This window comes from Salsipaludibacter albus, assembly GCF_019798055.1.
In the GTDB taxonomy this organism is placed as follows: Bacteria; Actinomycetota; Nitriliruptoria; order Nitriliruptorales; family Nitriliruptoraceae; genus Salsipaludibacter; species Salsipaludibacter albus.
In genome coordinates this window covers 1-17,729 of the sequence record NZ_JAHOPH010000030.1, presented here as the reverse complement: position 1 = coordinate 17,729, position 17,729 = coordinate 1, and the positions used below count along the sequence as shown (strand labels likewise).

The following is a 17,729-nucleotide window of genomic DNA, read 5'->3' as shown; positions in this document are numbered from 1 at the left end:
CGACGGCCGGCCGGGCCCACGAGACTAGGTGGCGGCGCCGTCAGCCGGACCGCGCCCGGGTGGACGACCATCCGCGCCAGCCCGACGGTGTGGTCCACTGGCCGGTCCCGGGACGACCGACCGGCCGCCCGCCGCCGACGACGAGGTGACGACCATGCGTGCGACCGGGGCCGTCCGCGGCGGCGTGGGGCTGGCCGCCGAGCGCCTCGGACACGGACCCGAGGTGCTGGTCACGACGACGTCGGACCACGTCGCGCTGCGCACGCCGACCCGGCCCGACCACGTCTCCGGCAACGCCCTGCACCTGTACGACCCCCCGGAGGCGATCCGGCCGTGGCTCGAACGCCACGCCACCACCGTCGGGGCCGTGCCCGGGGTGACGCGGGCCGTCGTCTGCTGGGAGGTCGACGACGACCTCGCGGGCACCGAGCCGCGGGTCGCCGCGCCCGGCGACCTGCCCCGGGACGCGGGCGTCGACCGGGTCTCGGTGCTCGAGTGGCGCCCCGACCTGCCCGGGGACGAGTCCGGGGACGATTCCGGGGACGATCCCGACCGCCGCGCGGTGCTGGCCGGGCTCGACGTCCGCGACCCGGCCGGGCTGGACATCCGGTCGGGGCGAGACGAGAAGGTGCTGGCCGGCGCCCGGGCGCTGTACCTGCAGGCCGGCTGGGGCGACGACGTCGACTACTGGCGCTGGCACACCGCCCAGCAGCTCGACCTGATGGTGGCGGGCCGCTGCGACGTCTGGGTCGCCTCCGTCATGGGCATCCCGGCCAGTCGGGTCAGCGTGATGCACGATCGGGCCGGGCTGGCGATCGTCGAGGACGTCGTGACCCACCCCCTGCACCGCGGGCGTGGCCTGGCCTCGGCGATCGTCGTGCACGCCCTCGACCACCACCTCGCCGCTCGACCGCGCGACCGGGTCGTGATCCGGGCCGACGCCGACGGGGCGGCGCGACGGATCTACGAACGCCTCGGCTTCGTCCCGGTCGCCACCGACGTGGTGGTGACCCGGCCGACTCGGGGTTCGTGAGCCGTCCCGGCGGCGACGAGGCCCGCGGGCACGGGCAGTAGCCTGCGGGCGGTCCGGGGTCGGGCGACATCGAGGACGGCGTGGACACCATCCGGATCGGGATGCTGGGCTGTGGGACGGTCGGCAGCGGCGTGGTCACCATCCTGGCGCGGTCCGGTGACGACATCGCGGCACGGGCCGGGGTGCGACTCGAGATCGTCCGTGTCGCGGTCCGCGACCTGGCCCGCGACCGCGGCCTGCCGCTGTCGGCCGACGTGTTCACCGACCGCCCGGAGGACGTGGTGGCGGCCGACGACGTGGACCTGGTCATCGAGGTCATGGGTGGCCGGGGCCGAGCCGGCGACCTGGTCCGCAGCGCCCTGGCCAACCGCAAGCCCGTCGTGACCGCCAACAAGCAGCTGATCGCCCACGAGGGCCCGGAGTTGCGGGCGCTCGCGGCCGAGGCCGGGGTCGACCTGATGTACGAGGCTGCCGTGGCCGGCGCCATCCCGATCATCCGTCCGCTCAAGGAGTCGCTGGCCGGGGACCGGATCCGCCGGGTCATCGGGATCCTCAACGGGACGACCAACTACATCCTCACCCGGATGACCGAGGAGGGCGCGTCCTACGACGACGTGCTGGCCGAGGCCCAGGAACTGGGCTACGCGGAGAAGCCCGATCCCAGTGCCGACACCGGTGGCCACGACGCCGCGGCCAAGACGGCCATCCTGGCGTCGCTGGCCTTCGACTCGGCCGTGACCGACCCGGACGTGTTCCGCGAGGGCATCGAGCGGGTCACCGCCACCGACATCGCCGTGGCCCGCCGGCTGGGCTACGTCGTCAAGCTCGTCGGGATCGCCTCCGAGGTCGACGGCGCCGTGGCGGTCCGCGTGCACCCAACCTTCCTGCCCGAGACCCACCCGCTGGCCAGCGTCCGGCTGGCGTTCAACGCGGTCTACGTCGAGGCCGACGGGGCCGGCGAGCTGATGTTCTACGGTCCCGGCGCCGGCAGCGAGCCGACCGGCTCGGCCGTGCTCGGTGACGTGGTCGACGTCGTGCGCAACCTCCTGCAGACCGTCCGTGGCCCACTGGAGTCCACGCACCGCGCCGCCACCGTGCGGCCGATGGAGGACCTGACCACGCAGTACTACGTGCTGCTGGACGTCGAGGACCGCTCCGGGGTCCTCGCCGCCGTCGCCGCGACCTTCGGCCAGCACGACGTGTCGATCGCCCAGGTCTGGCAGGAGGGGGTGGGCGACCACGCCCAGCTGGTCCTGATCACCCACCGTGCCCGCGAGTCCAACCTGCGCTCCACCGTGGAGGCCCTGGCGGCCACCGGGGGCGTGCGGTCGGTGGCCAACGTCCTGCGGGTGGAGTCCGAGGGCCGGTCGTGAGCACGTGAGCGACCCGCCGGACGGGGTCGAGGCGCAGGCGGCCGGGGCCACCCACCCCGGGACCGGCGGTCCGACCGCGCCACGGGGCAGCCAGCTCGGCGAGGCACTCGACCTGTTCCGACGCAACCGCGACTTCCGCAACCTGTTCCTCGCCGCCACGACGTCGTACCTCGGCGACTGGTTCGCGCTCGTGGCCGTGTCGGGCCTGGTCAAGGAGGTGACCGGGTCCGACGGTGCGACCGCCCTGGTGTTCGCCTTCGAGACCCTGCCGGTGTTCCTGTTCGCCCCGCTGGCCGGGATCCTCGCGGACCGGTTCGACCGCAGGCGACTCATGCAGGCGTCGCTCGCGCTTCGGGTCCTGCCCGCACTCGCGCTGGTGGTCGCCTCCACCACCTCGACCGCGTGGTTGGCGTTCGCCTGCGTGGGCACGATCTCGGCACTGGCGGCCTTCTCGGAGCCGATCCCACCCGCCGCCGTGCCCAACCTGGTCGAGCCCGAGGACCTGTCGCTGGCGCAGACCATCCTGGGCAGCGTGTGGGGAACGATGCTGTTCCTGGGCGCCGCGATCGGGGGACTGGCCGCGGCCGTGCTCGGTCGCGAGGCGTCGTTCGTGCTCAATGCCCTGACCTTCGTGGTGGCGGTCGTGCTGGTGCAGCGGATCCGGGCGCCGTTCTCGATCGCGCGGCTGCGTGCCACCGGGGCGAGCGTGCTCGCCCACGTCACCGACGTGTGGGCCTTCGTGCGGGACCGCAAGCCCACCCGGGCACTGATGACGACCAAGGCGGGCGTGGGCACCGGCAACGGCGTGGTGGGATTGCTGCCGGCCTACGCGATCGGGGTCTACGGCGCCGGGGACGCCGGCATCGGCGCACTGCTCGCCGCCCGGGGCCTGGGAGCGCTGGTCGGCCCCTGGGTGGGCCGCCGGATCGTCCGCGGCCGCGGTCAGCGCCTGGTCGGGACGCTGGGCATCTCGATCATCGGGTTCGCACTGACCTACCTGGTCATGCCGGCGGCCCCCGTGTTCTGGGTGGCCGTCGGCGCCGTGCTGGTCGCCCACCTGTTCGCCGGCCACCAGTGGGTCGCAAGCACCGAGGGACTCCAGCGCACCACCCCCGACGACGTCCGTGGGCGGGTGATGTCGCTGGACTTCGCGCTGGCCACGCTGTCGATGGGCAGCTCGGCGGTCCTGGGGTCGATCCTGGCGGAGGCGGTCGGGCTGGCGGCGGCGACCCGGCTGATGGCGGGCGTCGCGCTGGTCTACGGCCTGACGTGGCTGTGGTGGACCCGGGACCTGTGGCGCGCCACAGCCGACCCGCTGACCATCGCGGAGGATGCGGGGACGGACTGAGGCCGAGCGGCGGCGCCTACGCTGCCCGCCCACCGACCCACGACCCACCAGCACCAGGAGCGGACCGGATGGACCACCTCGTCGTCGTGCCGGCCACCAGCGCCAACCTCGGCGCTGGCTTCGACACGCTGGGAGTCGCCCTGGCGCGGCACCTGCGGGTCGCGACCGGCCGGCACGAGGGTGACCGGGTCGTGACCCACACCGGTGATCGCGACGGCCTGGCGACCGGGGACGACAACCTCGTCTGGCACGCCTTCGTGCAGGGGTGTGACCACCTCGGCCACCCGGTGCCCGACCTGCGCCTGGACGTCGACAACGCCATCCCCCTGGAGCGCGGGCTGGGCTCGTCGTCCTCGGCGATCGTGGCCGGACTGGTACTGGCCCGGGCCGTGGCTGGCGCGTCGGTGGCGGACCACGACCTGGTGACCTGGGCGACCGAGCTCGAAGGTCACCCCGACAACGTCGCCCCGGCCGTGATGGGCGGCCTGGTGACGACCGCCACCGGCTCCGACGGCCGGCTCGTCGTCCAGCGGGCACGTCCCACCCCGGCGCTGGCCCCGGTCGTGGCGATCCCGGTCGAGCGCAGCCGGACGGCCGAGTCCCGCGGCGTGCTGCCCGACGGCCTCGGGCGCGACGACCTCGTGGACCAGCTCGGGCGGCTGTCCCACGTCGTGGGCGGGCTGGTCGGTGCCTGGCCCCTGCAGGTGCCGTTGGCGGGCGACCGGTTCCACGAGGCGGCACGCACCGCCGGCCAGCCCGCGGCCGCCGACCTGCTGGAGGGCTGGCGCGAGGCCGGGACCTTCGCGGTGCTGTCCGGCGCCGGACCCACCGTCGTCGGGCTGGTCGACGCGCGGCCGGACCGGATCGCCGCGGCCGTCGACACCGTGCGGGAGATCGCGTCCACGGCCGGCCACGCCGTCGACGTCGAGGCGTTGTCGTGGGACCTGGCCGGGGCGCGGTCACGGCCACGATCCGGGTGACCCGTCCACGTCTCGTCGTGACGTGGATGGTGGAACGCACGCCCGTCGTGCAGTATCATTGCGGACGTCTCCCGCACCGATCGGTCGCGGGCCCCTCCCGGCCAGACCCGGAAACCCGTACGGCACCTCGCCGACACGATTCCGCTCCGGCCGCCGGAACCGCCACGTGGCTGATCAGGCCTGACAGGCTCCACCACACCGGTGAGCCGACTTCCGGCCAGCGGGGACGTGGTGAGTGGCTGCGCCGCCCCGCCGACCTCGCGGTCGGGCCGGGACGGAACACCTCGCCGCTCTCCGCGCCCTTGACCATCCAATGGCTCGTCGCTCCGGATCGCTGACACCTGTCACGCACTCGTCCGACGCGACGTTCGTCACGCCGTCTCACACGGCTCGCCGTCTCCGACCGACGGCACGGTGGCCAGCACATGGCCCGACCCAAGGAACAGCACTGATGGATCGCTCCCTGCTCGAGAAGAAGGCCCTCGCGGAACTGCGAGAGATCGCCTCCACGCTCGAGCTCACCGGCTACACGCGCTTGCGCAAGGCCGACCTCGTCGACCTGATCATCGGCACCGACGGTGCCGCGATCGCCTCGACCAACGGCTCGACGCCGAAGAACGACAACGACACCGACCACGGCACCGGCAACGGCGCCAACGGCTCGGTCGAGCACGCCGACGGCCAGGACTCCTCGGCCGACGACGGTGACGCCACCGACGCCACCGACACCCGTGCCGACGACTCCCGTGCCGACGACTCCGACCAGGCCGACGAGGCCGACGACGGTGACGCCGACACCCGGACCGGACCCCACCGCGCGGTGGACCACCGCGAGGCGGCCCGGGCCCGATCGCGCAGCCGCCGCGAGCGATCTCGCTCCGGTGGGTCGTCCGACGACGACGCGCGCCCCAGTGACCGGTCGGACGACGACCAGTCCGACGACGACCAGTCCGATGACGACTGGTCCAACGACGACGACCCCAGCAACCGCGACAAGGACGACGACATCAGCAAGGGCGGGAACAACAACGGTGGAGGCAACAACTCCGGCGGTGGGGGGCGTCGACGCAAGAACCGGCGGCGTGGCAAGAATCGCGGCAGCAGTGGCGGTGGCGGCAACAAGGGCCAGGGCCAGAACAGCAACCAGGGCCAGAACCAGGGGGGCAACAACGAGGACCTGTCGGACGCCGAGGTCCGCGAGGGCGTCCTGGACCTCCTGCCCGAGGGCTACGGCTTCCTGCGCACCACCGGCTACCTGACCGGTGACCACGACGTCTACGTCAGCCAGTCCTACGTCCGGCGGTTCAACCTGAGGCGTGGGGACAAGGTCAAGGGTCCGATCCGGGCCAACAACCGGGGCAACGACAAGTTCCCCGCCCTGGCACGGGTCGACGAGATCGAGGGACTGTCGGTCGACGAGCACAAGCAGCTCACCCGGACCCAGTTCAAGGACCTCACCCCGCTGTTCCCCAACGAGCGGCTCCGCCTCGAGACCGAGGAGAAGGCGCCGATCTCGATGCGCATCATGGACATGATGTCGCCGATCGGCAAGGGCCAGCGCGGGCTGATCGTCTCGCCGCCCAAGGCCGGCAAGACCACCATCCTCAAGCAGCTCGCCGCGGCCATCGAGGCCAACAACCCCGAGGCACACCTCATGGTGGTGCTCGTCGACGAGCGTCCCGAGGAAGTCACCGACTTCGAGCGTTCCTGCAAGGGCGAGGTCATCTCGTCCACCTTCGACCGGCCGGCCGACGACCACACCCAGGTCGCCGAGCTCGCCATCGAGCGCGCCCAGCGCCTGGTCGAGCGTGGCATGGACGTGGTGATCCTGCTCGACTCGATCACCCGACTGGGACGTGCCTACAACCTCGCCGCACCGGCATCCGGGCGGATCCTGTCCGGCGGGATCGACTCGGCCGCGCTGTACCCGCCCAAGCGCTTCTTCGGCGCGGCCCGCAACATCGAGGACGGCGGCTCGCTGACCATCCTGGCGTCGGCACTCATCGAGACCGGGTCCAAGATGGACGAGGTCATCTTCGAGGAGTTCAAGGGCACGGGCAACATGGAACTGCGGCTGGACCGTCGCATGGAGCAGAAGCGGATCTTCCCGGCCATCGACGTCCAGGCGTCGGGCACCCGTCGCGAGGAGCTGCTGCTGGGCAAGTCCGAGCTGGAGGTCATCTGGAAGCTGCGCCGCGTGCTGGCCCAGATGGACACCGGGGCGGCGCTCGAGCTGCTCATCGACAAGCTCAAGGCCACCCGGTCCAACAAGCAGTTCCTCCAGGCGATCGCCAACTCCAACATCGGCTAGTGCCCGCCCTCGTTCCTCGGGCGGGTTGGAGAACTCGCTCCGCTCGTTCTCCCGGCGTCGGGGAACTCGAGGGCTTCAGGGGTCAGAGAGCCCGGCGCGGAGGGCGGGATCGGGCTCGGTGACCAGGGCTTCGGCGCGGCTGCGTGACAGCAGGTCCGCGACGTCGACCGGTCGAGACGTGTCGGCCGCCGTCACGGCCGCGGCGACCATGGCGAGACTGGTCACGTTGTCGTCGATGTCGCTGGCGGGCACCACGCCCCGGCCGGCGTCCTCGGATCCCGTCTCGCCACGGACCAGGGCAAGGAAGGCGGCCAGCGAGCCGTCGACCTCCTCCGGCTCGTCGCCCAGCGTCGGGACAACGCGCTCGCCGTCGGCAGTGACGACCTCGGGTGCGTCCTCGCCGTCCCAGGTGACCGAGCCGTGCTCGGCGCTGATCCTCCACGACCCGTTCCACGAGCCCTGGGCACCGCGGGCGACCCAGCTGCCGGCGTAGTCGAACCGTGCGCCCGCAGCAAACGTGACCACGACGTCGGCGGCCGCGTCCCCCGCGAACCAGCTCCAGGGCGGGTTCCACGACGTCGCCTGCACGGTCGCCGGGCGATCGTCGACCAGCAGTCGGGCGAGGTCGAGGTGGTGGATCGCCATGTCGACCAGCAACGGATGCGCCATCTCCTCGCGGAACCCGCCGAAGCGTGGTGCCCGGTGGAACGCACACGACACGCTCGAGATGGCGCCGAGGTCCGGCAGCACCCGACGGATCGCGGCCACGCCCCGCAGGAACCGTCGAGACTGGGACACCACCAGCAGGCAGCCCGTCGCCCGGCTCGCAGCAGCCATGCGCAGGGCGTCCGCGACGGTGGGCGCAGCCGGCTTCTCGCACAGCACGGGCAGTCCGGCACGCAGCGCGGCCACGCTGACCGGCAGGTGCGCCGCCGGGACGGTCACGTTGACGACCGCGTCGGCGGCGACGTCCAGTTCGGCCAGGCTGGTGGCCGTGGCGTTGGTCGGGAGGTCGTGGACGGTCGCCGCCTGCGCCAGGGCGGTCCGGTCGAGGTCCACGATCCCGGCCAGCTCGGCATCCGGGTGGCGGGCGATCGCGTCCAGCCAGGTCCGCCCCATCGCGCCGACGCCGACCTGGACCAGTCGCGTCGGCGGCCGGCCCGACCGCTGCGGGTTCGTCGCGCTGCCCGGCGTCACCGCCGTGGCCCGGTCGAGACGTCGTCGCCCGACGGGCGGAAGTCACCGACCTCCCGGTGCTCGATCCGGGGGAGCCGGCGGGGGCCCTCGACCCCGGCCCAGGCGACCCCGTTGGCGATGACCCGGCGCACGTCCGGGTGGTGGTAGACCGGATACCCCTGGTCGCCCGGCGAGAAGAAGAAGATCCGACCGTGGCCCCGGCGGAACGTGCAACCGGACCGGAACACCTCGCCCCCGGAGAAGCCCGAGACGAACACCAGCTCGTCGGGCGGCGGCACGTCGAACGGCTCCCCGTACATCTCCTGGCGCTCGATCACGATCGGGTTGGGCACCCCGCGGGCGATCGGATGGGCCGGGTCGACCGTCCACACCAGCTCCCGGTCCTCGCCCGCCCGCCAGCGCAACACGCAGGTCGTCCCCATGAGCCGCCGGAAGATCTTCGACCAGTGCCCGGAGTGCAGCACCACCAGCCCCATGCCGGCCAGGACCGCATCGTGGACCCGCTCGACCACGTGGTCGGCGACCTCGTCGTGGGCGGCATGGCCCCACCACACCAGCACGTCGGTGGCGTCGACCACCTGCGGGGTCAGTCCGTGCTCGGGCTCGTCGAGGGTGGTGGTGCGGACCGTGGCCGAAGGGCCGAGGTGCTCGGTGATGCCGGCGGCGATCGTGGTGTGCATCCCGTCCGGGTACAGCGCCGCGACCTGCGGCTCCTCGCGCTCGTGGCGGTGCTCACCCCACACGAGCACGTCCAGTGGGGTGGCGTCGTCGGCCATGGGCGCTCCTGGGATCGGGTGCCGGTCCGGGGGTGGCCGGAGGGCCAGTCTGCCGGACGAACGGGGGGAGTGGCCGTGTCGCCGACGGTCGTACGGTCCCATCCCACCACGAATCCAGGTGAAGGACGCCCGATGACCCACCACGACACCGGCCACGCCCCCGTCGACGCCGAGGCGGTCGCCACCGTCGTCGGCCTGATGCGTGACATGCCGATCTGCCTGCTGACCACCGTCGGCACCGACGGGTCCCTGCGCAGCCGGCCGATGACCGTCCAGGAGGTCGAGGCCACCGGTGACGCGTGGATGTTCGCGTCCGCCACGACCGAGGTGGTCGAGGACCTGGCCGTCGACAACCGGGTCAACCTGGGGTTCTCGTCGTCGGACGCATGGGTGTCCCTGGCGGGCCGGGTCGAGGTCGTCACCGACGAGGTCCGGACCCGCGACCTGTGGAACACCGCCGCCGAGGCGTGGTTCCCCGACGGGCCGACCGACCCCGACCTGCGCCTGCTGCACGTCCGGGCCGCCAGCGCGCAGTACTGGGACACCCCGGGCCGGGCCGCGACGCTGGTCGCGATGGTGCGCGCACGGCTGACCGACGAACAGGCGGACGTGGGCGACGTCGGCGAGGTCGACCTCCCCGACTGACCACCGCACGACATGGCGTCGGCGTCCTCCCGGGTGGCTCCTGGGCGAGCGCCCGGCCTCCGGGGAATCGTCCGGCAGCCGGGATATCGTCACCTCCGGGACGTTCGGGCGGCCACGCGAGGTGAGCTGAGGTGACCACGGACCAGGTCGTGGGAGCACCGCCACCGCCCCGCGCGCCCACGCCCGATCACGCTCCGGCGACACCCGCGTCGGGCCGACGTGGGTGGCTCGCGGCCCTGGTGGTCGTCGTGCTGCTGGGGGCCGCCTGGTGGTGGCAGTCCCGTCCGCGGATCGAGGATCCCGCGCTCGCGGCCACGACCCTGGCCGAGACCTGGTCGACGTCCGGCCTGGCCGCGGTGGACTTCGCCACCGACCCTCCACCGCCACCACCCGACGAGATCGCGGCCATCACGGCCGACCTCCTGGCCGATCCGCCGGCCGTCACCGTCCAACGACTCGGCGAGCCCGATCCCGAGCAGCAACGGGTCGCGGTCGACCTCACCGTCACCTGGACGCTGCCCGCCGAACGCACCTGGTCCCACGGGACCACGGCGACCCTCGTGCGGGCCGACGAGGCGCTGGACTGGGAGGTTGCTTGGGACCCGCGGCTGGTGCATCCGGACCTCACCGTCGGGGAGCGACTGGAGGTCGGGCGCACCACGGCCGAGCGGGGCCGGATCCTGGACGCGTCCGGCGAGGTGCTGGTCGGACCGGAGCGGGCCACCGTCGTGGGCCTGCACCCCGCCCGGGTCGACGACCTCGACGAGGTGGTGACGACCCTCGTCGACGAGCTGGACGACACGCTCGACGTCCAGCTCGACCCCGACGCCATCCGGGCCGACGTCGCGGCGGCCGACCCCGAACACTTCGTGCCGGTGGTGACCCTGCGCAACGACGACTACCGGCGGGTCGAGCCGGTCGTGTTCCCGCTCGTCGGGACGACGTTCCGCGACGACGTCCTGTTCCTGGGTCCCGACCGGGGCTTCGCCACGTTCACGCTGGGCACGGTGGGCGAGGTCAGCGCCGAGCAGCTCGAGGAGTCGCCCGATCGCTGGGCACCGGGTGACCTGGCCGGACGATCGGGACTGCAGGCCGACCGGGACGAGGACCTGGCCGGCACGCCCGGGTGGACCGTCCTCGCGGTCGACGCCGACGGTGCCGAGGAGGCCGTGCTGCACGAGGTCGACCCGACCGCCGGCCGGGACCTCACGGTGACGCTGGATCGCCGGGTCCAGCGACTGGCCCACGAGGCGCTCGCCGAGGTCGGGACGCCGGCCGCCCTGGCGGTGGTCCGACCCACCGACGGGGCCGTGCTCGCCCTGGCGAACTCGCCGGACGCGACCTTCGACATCGCCCGGACCGGTCAGCTTCCGCCCGGCTCGGTGTTCAAGGTGGTCACCACCGCCGCGCTGGAACAGGACGCCGGCATCACCCCCGACAGCCCGGTCGCGTGTCCCAACACGATCGAGGTCGGGGACCGCACGATCGCCAACGCCGGGTCACTGGCGCTGGGCGAGACGACCTTCGCCCAGGGGTTCGCGAACTCGTGCAACACGGTCTTCATCGACGAGTCGCGCGACCTGCCGCCGACGGCGCTGCACGACGCGGCGACCAGGTTCGGGATCGGCGCCGAGGTCACCTGGCCACTGGGCATGTCGGCGTTCACCGGGGACGTCCCCGCCACCACCGACGCCACCGACCTCGCCCTCGCGTCGTTCGGCCAGGGACGGACGCTGGTCAACCCCCTGGCCATGGCCACCGTCATGGCGACGGTCGCGCAGGGCGAGCGCGTGCTGCCCCGGCTGGTCGTCGACCCCGGGGCCACGGACGTCGGCGAGGCCACCGACGACCAGCCGGTCGACGGGCCGCCCGCCAGGGTGCTCGCCGACCTCCAGGACCTGACCCGCCTGGTCGTCACCGACGGCTCGGGCCGAGCCCTGGAGGACCTCCCCGGACCCGAGGTCCACGGCAAGACCGGCACGGCCGACTTCCGCGACGAGGACGGGGACCTCCGCCAGCACGCCTGGTTCGCCGGCTACCGCGACGACCTCGCGTTCGCGCTGGTGGTCACCGACACCGACGGGGGCTCCGGCGGCGGCACCGCCGCGCCGCTCGTGCGGGACTTCCTCGTCGCGCTCGATGCCGACTGAGCACCGCCCGGCACGACGGGCAGGGGCCGTGTGGCCGGGGTCCGATCGACGGCACCGTCCGTCCGGCAGTCTTCGCCCGGTCGTAACACTCGCGTGACGTCGTCAACATGCCGACGCTGCACGCTGTCCCCGCCGGGACGGACGTCCCGTCCGCCCCGCCCCTCCCCGCGACCCGCGCACGAAGGACGTCGTCATGGCACGTGTCCCGAGCCCGCTCGCCACCCATCCGCCGCTGGCCCGCAACGACCAGCCGACCTCCACCTGCCCCGAGCCCGCCGCGACCCCGTCCACCGACGAGCCGCCCACGGCGCCTGCCGTGCCGGCACCCGGCTCCGATCGTCCCTGTCACCTCCCGATCGCCTGGGCCGTCCGCCCCGGCCTCGACCACCCCCACGACCGACCCACGTCCTGACCGACCACCGACCGGTCGGTCGACGACCCCGAGCGGGTGCAGATCAGTGCGGCTTCCGCACCATCCTGCACCCGCTGATGAGTCCCGGGCGACGATTCAGCCGGGCTTGTAGACCATCACGGCGACGACCGCGAAGACGATGGTGAGGTCGACCCAGCCCAGCACGTCCAGGCGCCGACGCAGGCCCGTCGCCGTCGCCGAGGTCGCGCCGTCGGTCTCGATGACCTCGGCCAGCCGGTCGGTGGTGCGGCTGATCGCGATCGCCCCGATCAGGATCGAGGCGAGGATGCCGGCGAACCCGATCGTGATCCACAGGTCGCCGAAGCCGATGCCGTCGGACACCGCCACCATGACGATCCCGGCGACCAGCGTGGTGATGGCCGCCAGCGAGAAGAACCGTCGGCCGAACCACTGGCCCTGCTCGGCCAACCACGCAATGCCGGCCTCGTCGCCGCTCGCGCGGGTACGGGCGTTCATCACCTGGAACGTGAGCCCGGCTCCGAGCCAGGCGATCGCCGCCACGATGTGGACGAACTTGAAGAACTGGTACATCCCCGACCTCCCGGCCACCTGCCCCGGCACCCCGCGCCGTTGCACCGTCGTGGAGTATCGCCGCGAGGGCCGGCCGTGGCAAGCACGTCCCGGTGTCGTGGCCGTCTACGCGGTGGGGTCGACCTCGGCACCCCGTGCGCGGGCCAGTGCGACCGCGATCCCGAGGTCGATCCGGGTCCCGGTGAGCACCGCGTCGTCGAACACGGCTCGGTCGATGCGGGCCCCGCGCAGGTCGGCGCCGGACAGGTCGGCGTGACGCAGGTTGGCGTCCGACAGGTCGGCGCCGGACAGGTCCGCGTCGGACAGGTCGGCCGCGTCCAGGTCGGCGTGGGCGAGGCGGACCCCGCCCAGCGACCGGCCCGACAGGTCGCACTGGCGCAGGTTGGTCCACGACCAGTCGCCGCCGTCCACCTCCAGGGCAAGCAGCCGGGCCCCGCTGAGGTCCGTGCCGGTCAGCTTGCACCCGGAGAACGACGCGGTGGCGAGGTTGGCTCCGGGGAACCGGCAGTTGGTGAACGCGCTGCCGTCGTGACGAGACCCCGCCAGGTCCGTGTTGGTGAACTCGCAGGCCGAGAAGGTGACCCGGTGCGTGACCAGGCCCGGGAGGTCGGCGCCGGCGAACCGGCAGCGTTCGAAGGTCCAGTCGGCCAGCAGGTCCCCGTCGGCGACCTCCAGCACGTCGAGGTCCAGCAGGTCGTGATCGGCGACCTGCCGCGTGGCCGGATCGAGCATGCTCAGCGTCGCAGGAGCAGGCGCAGGACGTAGTAGAACATCATCGCGACCGAGCCGAACAGCGATGCCGCCGCCCCGACCTCGCGGTTGGCGGGCATGTGGCGGTGGATCCGCTGGGTGTCGTGCAGGACCGCGCCACCGGCCAGGGCGATCATGCCGATCGAGAACCATGCGCCCAGGTCCAGTCCGAACAGGACCGCGACCACGATCAGCCCCAGTGCCGCGACGCCGCCCCACATCAGCAGGGAGCGCATCCACGAGAAGTCGACCGCGGTGGTGATGGCGATGCCCGACAGGGCGACGAACCCGGCCAGCGTGATCACCGCGGCCAGCCCGATCGCACCCGGCTGCTCGATCGAGGCGATGTAGAGCAGGGGCGTGAAGACCAGTGCGTAGGCGGCGACCAGCCCGAACAACCCGGCGTACTGGACCCCACGGCTCCCCGACGCGGTGGCACGCTGGGCCACCCACGACGCGACCATGAAGCCACCCAGGATCAGCAGCCAGTTGACCCCGCCGATGGCGACGGTGAAGGCCTCGGCCAGGCCGGTGGTGAACAGCACGTACTCCAGCCCCACGAACGCGGCCATGGCGGCCAGCAGGTGGGCGTAGACCCGCACCATGAAGGCACGTTGGGCGGCGGCTCCCATCTGGGCGGCCGGGATGGCCGGTGCGGCCGGTGCGGCCGGTGGAGCGGGACGGGACGCGGACATGGCGAGCCTCCGGACGGGTGGGAAGATGCTACCGCTCGCAACCACCGCGGTTCGACCCCGAGGGGCCCGGCGGCCCGTCCTCGACCCCTGGGGTACGCTGGCCACTCGCCACGTCGGTCCCGGGAACATCCCCATGGGGCACGACGTTGGACTCCTGCGGCGGCTCGTCCGGCTGCCGCACCCAAGACGACGCTGTTTCGGGCGTCGCGCATCCACGAGACGAGGACGATCACCATGCGCCAGGGCATCCATCCCGAGTACAAGACCATGACGGTGACCTGTTCCTGCGGGAACAGCTTCACCACCGGCGGCACCGTCGATTCGGTCAACATCGAACTGTGCAACGAGTGCCACCCGTTCTACACCGGCAAGCAGCGGATGGTGGACACGGGCGGTCGGGTCGACCGCTTCAAGCGTCGTCTCCAGCAGTCCCAGGACGCCAAGTAGTCCGACGACGTCGTTCCGGCGCCGGTCCCCGTGGGGTCGGCGCCGGTCGCATGTCCGGGGGGTGCGGGCCAGCGACCCGACGGTCGCGACGCCCGCCCGACCCGGTGAGCTCGAACCGTCCGGGAGGCAGCCGTGATCCGTGAGGTCGTCCACGAGCGTCTCGCGATGGCCCGCGACCGCCTGGCCGACGTCGAGGCACGCCTGGCCGACGCCCAGACCGATCCCGAGGAGTTCGCCGACCTCGGACGCGAACACGCCGAGCTGCGGGCGGTCGTGGACGTCGCCGACCGGCTCGACGAGGCACGCCAGACCGAGGCCGACGCGACCGAACTGGCTCGCGAGGCCGACGGCGAGGACCGGGTCACGTGGCAGGCCGAGGCCGACCGCGCCGCACTCGTCGCGGCGACGGCCGAGACCGAGTTGGCCGACCTGCTGACACCCGGTGACCCCAACGACGGCCGTGACGTGATCGTGGAGATCCGCGCCGCGGCCGGTGGGGACGAGGCGGGGCTGTTCGCCGCCGAACTGCGCGACATGTACCTGCGGTTCGCGTCCCGGCACGGCTGGTCGGCCGCCATCGTGACCCAGACCGAGCAGGGCATCGGTGGCGTGCGCGACGTCACCCTCGAGCTGGTCGGCGCGAAGGCCTGGTCCCACCTCAAGCACGAGTCGGGGGTGCACCGGGTCCAGCGCGTGCCCGTCACCGAGTCCGGCGGACGGATCCACACCTCGACCGCGTCGGTGGCGGTGCTGCCGGCCGCAGAGGAGGTCGACGTCGAGATCGACCCCAACGACCTGCGCATCGACGTCTTCCGGTCGTCGGGCCCGGGTGGCCAGAGCGTCAACACCACCGACTCGGCCGTGCGGATCACCCACCTGCCGACCGGCCTGGTCGTGTCGTGCCAGGACCAGAAGTCCCAGCACCAGAACCGGGACAAGGCGTTGCGGATCCTGCGGTCGCGCCTGCTCGCCGCCGAGCAGGAGAAGGCCGCAGCGGAGCGGGCCGGCGAGCGGCGTGACCAGATCGGCACCGGCGACCGGTCCGAGAAGATCCGCACCTACAACTTCCCGCAGTCCCGGGTCACCGACCACCGGATCAACCTGACCGTCCACAACCTCGCCGACGTCCTTGGCGGCGACCTCGACGAGGTGACCGGCGCCCTCCGCGAGGTCGAACGCGCCAACCGACTCGAAGGATGAGCAGGGCCGGCGGCAGTGCTCGTGACGATGGGCAGGTGCAGGACCCGGCCCGTGGCGTCGGACGGCCCGGCCCGCCGGGCGCACGGCCGGAAGAGGCCTCCGATCGTGCGTCCGCGGCCACGTCCAGCCGGGTCGGGTCGATCGACGACGTGGTCCACGAGGTCCGGGCGCGCCTGGCGTCGGCCGGGATCGCCGTGCCACGTGAGGCAGACTGGCTGGTCGAGGCGGCGACCGACGACGACGGTCGGCTCGACCGGGTGCGGCTGGACGAGTTGGTGGCTCGGCGAGCGGCGGGCCAGCCGCTGCAGGTGGTGGTCGGGGAGACCGCGTTCCGGTTCGTGACGGTGGCGTGTCGGTCGGGGGTGTTCGTGCCACGACCGGAGACGGAGGTGGTGGCGGGCGTGGCGATCGACGCGGGCTCGGCGTGGCCGATGACCGACCGGCGCGTCGTCGACCTGTGCAGCGGGACCGGGGCGATCGCCCTGGCGGTGGCCAGCGAGGTGCCGGGCGTGGACGTGGTGGCCGTCGAACGCGACGTGGACGCGCTGGACCTGGCCCGGACCAACGTGGCCCGGCTGGTGGACCGGCCCCGACCGTCCCCGTGGCGGCCGGGGGACCACCTCGCCCCCGAGGCCTCCGTCCGGGTGCTGGGGGGCGACCTGTTCGACCCCCTGCCCGGTGCGTGGCGTGGTCGCGTGGCGGTGCTCGTCGCCAACCCGCCGTACCTGCCGTCCGCAGATCGCGGGACGTGGGCGCGGGAGGTGGCCGACCACGACCCCGACGCCGCGCTGGTCGGGGGTGAGGACGGCCACGAGGTGGTCGACGCGATCCTGGCCGGTGCCCCCGCGTGGCTGGCGCCGGGCGGCACGGTGGTGGTCGAGATCGACGAGCGCCGCGGCGACCATGCCCGGGCCGCGGCTGGCGCGGCGGGCCTGGTCGACGCCACACTGGTCGTCGACCTCGCCGGCCGCGACCGCGCGGTGGTGGCCCGCCGGGCCGGCACCGACCACGACCGGTCACCCGAGCACCCGCCGAGCGGAGCACAGTGATGAGCGACGAGACCCCCACGACCGAGGTCGTCGACGCGACGGCCGACCTCGACGACGCGGTCGCCGCCGCATCGAGCGCCCTGCGGGCCGGGGAGCTCGCGGTGCTGCCCACCGACACGGTCTACGGCGTGGCGGCCGATGCCTTCAACCCCGGCGCGACCATGAAGGTCTTCGACGCCAAGCGACGCCAGCGGCGCTTCCCCCTGCCCGTGCTGATCCGCAGCCCCAAGCAGCTGATGGGACTGGTGCCCGAGGTCTCGGACGCGGCCGAGAACCTGATGGCGGCCTACTGGCCGGGCCCGCTCACCATCGTGGTGCGGACCGACCCGAACCTGGCCTGGGACCTCGGACGCAACGAGGACACGGTCGCCGTGCGGATGCCGATGGACGACGTGACCCTGGCCGTGATCCGTTCGGTGGGCCCGCTCGCGGTGACCTCGGCCAACCTGTCGGGCCAGCCGGCGGCGACGACCGCCCGCCTTGCCCGCGGCCAGTTGGGCGACAAGGTCCGGGTCTACGTGGACGCGGGTCGCCGCGCCGACAGCCAGCCGTCCACCATCGTCGACCTCACCCGCCGCGAGCCCAAGATCCTGCGCAGCGGCCCCCTGGACGACGACCAGGTGTTGCGGGTCGCGCGTGGCGAGCTGGCACCGCACCTGGCCACGTCGCCGGGACAGGCGGTCGACAAGCCGGTCAGCCCGGGCGGCCCGGCCGAGACCACCCCGTCCGACAGGTCCGCGTCCGCCGACGACGCCACCGCCGACGACGCCACCGCCGACGACGCCACCGCCGACGACGCCCCGACCACGAC

Annotated in this window: 17 protein-coding genes; 12 read left to right on the top strand and 5 right to left on the bottom strand. The window is 73.1% G+C overall.

Annotated features, from left to right (window positions below):
* Nucleotides 1-154: 154 nt before the first annotated feature.
* From KR546_RS15220 to rho, 5 genes are all read left to right on the top strand, one after another.
* On the top strand, nt 155-1,033 hold the full coding sequence (locus tag KR546_RS15220; RefSeq protein WP_238445574.1) for a GNAT family N-acetyltransferase: 879 nt from the start codon (nt 155-157) through the stop codon (nt 1,031-1,033).
* Nucleotides 1,034-1,122: 89 nt separating this feature from the next.
* Complete coding sequence (locus tag KR546_RS15215; RefSeq protein ID WP_238445604.1) at nt 1,123-2,406, top strand: homoserine dehydrogenase; 1,284 nt, start codon at nt 1,123-1,125, stop codon at nt 2,404-2,406.
* A 4-nt stretch (nt 2,407-2,410) separates the two neighbouring features.
* Nucleotides 2,411-3,754, top strand: a complete 1,344-nt coding sequence (locus tag KR546_RS15210) for an MFS transporter (protein ID WP_238445573.1) — start codon at nt 2,411-2,413, stop codon at nt 3,752-3,754.
* Between the two features lie 68 nt (nt 3,755-3,822).
* Entirely contained in the window at nt 3,823-4,734 is a 912-nt protein-coding gene (gene thrB / locus KR546_RS15205) for a homoserine kinase (protein WP_238445572.1), read from the top strand.
* A 451-nt stretch (nt 4,735-5,185) separates the two neighbouring features.
* Nucleotides 5,186-7,045, top strand: coding sequence for a transcription termination factor Rho (gene rho, locus KR546_RS15200; protein WP_238445571.1), 1,860 nt, complete (start codon nt 5,186-5,188; stop codon nt 7,043-7,045).
* Nucleotides 7,046-7,120: 75 nt separating this feature from the next.
* On the opposite strand, the gene KR546_RS15195 is transcribed toward rho, so the two are convergent.
* Both KR546_RS15195 and KR546_RS15190 read right to left on the bottom strand, forming a co-directional pair.
* The gene (locus tag KR546_RS15195; protein WP_238445570.1) at nt 7,121-8,242 is read right to left on the bottom strand and encodes a Gfo/Idh/MocA family protein; all 1,122 of its coding nucleotides are present in this window, start codon (nt 8,240-8,242) and stop codon (nt 7,121-7,123) included.
* On the bottom strand, nt 8,239-9,018 hold the full coding sequence (locus KR546_RS15190; RefSeq protein ID WP_238445569.1) for a ThuA domain-containing protein: 780 nt from the start codon (nt 9,016-9,018) through the stop codon (nt 8,239-8,241). Before KR546_RS15190 ends, KR546_RS15195 begins: the two co-directional genes overlap by 4 nt.
* A gap of 132 nt (nt 9,019-9,150) precedes the next feature.
* Here KR546_RS15190 and KR546_RS15185 point away from each other — a divergent pair, with 132 nt between their 5' ends.
* The 3 genes from KR546_RS15185 to KR546_RS15175 all read left to right on the top strand — a co-directional run bounded on the left by KR546_RS15185 (nt 9,151) and on the right by KR546_RS15175 (nt 12,225).
* Nucleotides 9,151-9,663: a pyridoxamine 5'-phosphate oxidase family protein gene (locus KR546_RS15185; protein ID WP_238445568.1), complete on the top strand. Its 513-nt coding sequence runs from the start codon at nt 9,151-9,153 to the stop codon at nt 9,661-9,663.
* Nucleotides 9,664-9,794: 131 nt separating this feature from the next.
* Entirely contained in the window at nt 9,795-11,813 is a 2,019-nt protein-coding gene (locus KR546_RS15180) for a penicillin-binding transpeptidase domain-containing protein (protein WP_238445567.1), read from the top strand.
* 193 nt (nt 11,814-12,006) lie between these two features.
* Entirely contained in the window at nt 12,007-12,225 is a 219-nt protein-coding gene (locus KR546_RS15175; protein ID WP_238445566.1) for a hypothetical protein, read from the top strand.
* A 96-nt stretch (nt 12,226-12,321) separates the two neighbouring features.
* Here KR546_RS15175 and KR546_RS15170 read toward each other — a convergent pair whose 3' ends face one another.
* The 3 genes from KR546_RS15170 to KR546_RS15160 form a co-directional block, all read right to left on the bottom strand.
* The gene (locus tag KR546_RS15170) at nt 12,322-12,777 is read right to left on the bottom strand and encodes a DUF2269 family protein (RefSeq protein ID WP_238445565.1); all 456 of its coding nucleotides are present in this window, start codon (nt 12,775-12,777) and stop codon (nt 12,322-12,324) included.
* Nucleotides 12,778-12,882: 105 nt separating this feature from the next.
* Nucleotides 12,883-13,509 carry a pentapeptide repeat-containing protein gene (locus KR546_RS15165; RefSeq protein WP_238445564.1) on the bottom strand — a complete coding sequence of 209 codons (627 nt, stop codon included), beginning with the start codon at nt 13,507-13,509 and terminating at the stop codon, nt 12,883-12,885.
* Between the two features lie 2 nt (nt 13,510-13,511).
* Complete coding sequence (locus KR546_RS15160) at nt 13,512-14,222, bottom strand: Bax inhibitor-1/YccA family protein (RefSeq protein WP_238445563.1); 711 nt, start codon at nt 14,220-14,222, stop codon at nt 13,512-13,514.
* A 234-nt stretch (nt 14,223-14,456) separates the two neighbouring features.
* On the opposite strand from KR546_RS15160, the gene rpmE reads away from it, so the two are divergent.
* From rpmE to KR546_RS15140, 4 genes are all read left to right on the top strand, one after another.
* Nucleotides 14,457-14,669, top strand: a complete 213-nt coding sequence (gene rpmE, locus KR546_RS15155) for a 50S ribosomal protein L31 (protein WP_238445562.1) — start codon at nt 14,457-14,459, stop codon at nt 14,667-14,669.
* Between the two features lie 132 nt (nt 14,670-14,801).
* The gene (prfA, locus tag KR546_RS15150) at nt 14,802-15,869 is read left to right on the top strand and encodes a peptide chain release factor 1 (protein ID WP_338019167.1); all 1,068 of its coding nucleotides are present in this window, start codon (nt 14,802-14,804) and stop codon (nt 15,867-15,869) included.
* A complete protein-coding gene (locus tag KR546_RS15145) occupies nt 15,866-16,918 on the top strand; it encodes a N5-glutamine methyltransferase family protein (RefSeq protein WP_238445561.1) in 1,053 nt (350 codons plus the stop codon). The genes prfA and KR546_RS15145 overlap by 4 nt, the downstream gene beginning before the upstream one ends.
* Nucleotides 16,918-17,729: L-threonylcarbamoyladenylate synthase (locus tag KR546_RS15140; RefSeq protein ID WP_238445560.1), on the top strand; the 812-nt coding region annotated here is incomplete at its 3' end. The genes KR546_RS15145 and KR546_RS15140, both read left to right, overlap by 1 nt.

Bases quoted from the DNA above. Each gene is read 5' to 3' on its own strand.
- KR546_RS15220 (WP_238445574.1), top strand. From the start codon at position 155: ATGCGTGCGACCGGGGCCGTCCGCGGCGGCGTGGGGCTGGCCGCCGAG.
- thrB (WP_238445572.1), top strand. From the start codon at position 3,823: ATGGACCACCTCGTCGTCGTGCCGGCCACCAGCGCCAACCTCGGCGCT.
- rho (WP_238445571.1), top strand. From the start codon at position 5,186: ATGGATCGCTCCCTGCTCGAGAAGAAGGCCCTCGCGGAACTGCGAGAG.
- KR546_RS15190 (WP_238445569.1), bottom strand. From the start codon at position 9,018: ATGGCCGACGACGCCACCCCACTGGACGTGCTCGTGTGGGGTGAGCAC.
- KR546_RS15185 (WP_238445568.1), top strand. From the start codon at position 9,151: ATGACCCACCACGACACCGGCCACGCCCCCGTCGACGCCGAGGCGGTC.
- KR546_RS15175 (WP_238445566.1), top strand. From the start codon at position 12,007: ATGGCACGTGTCCCGAGCCCGCTCGCCACCCATCCGCCGCTGGCCCGC.
- KR546_RS15170 (WP_238445565.1), bottom strand. From the start codon at position 12,777: ATGTACCAGTTCTTCAAGTTCGTCCACATCGTGGCGGCGATCGCCTGG.
- KR546_RS15165 (WP_238445564.1), bottom strand. From the start codon at position 13,509: ATGCTCGATCCGGCCACGCGGCAGGTCGCCGATCACGACCTGCTGGAC.
- KR546_RS15160 (WP_238445563.1), bottom strand. From the start codon at position 14,222: ATGTCCGCGTCCCGTCCCGCTCCACCGGCCGCACCGGCCGCACCGGCC.
- rpmE (WP_238445562.1), top strand. From the start codon at position 14,457: ATGCGCCAGGGCATCCATCCCGAGTACAAGACCATGACGGTGACCTGT.
- KR546_RS15145 (WP_238445561.1), top strand. From the start codon at position 15,866: ATGAGCAGGGCCGGCGGCAGTGCTCGTGACGATGGGCAGGTGCAGGAC.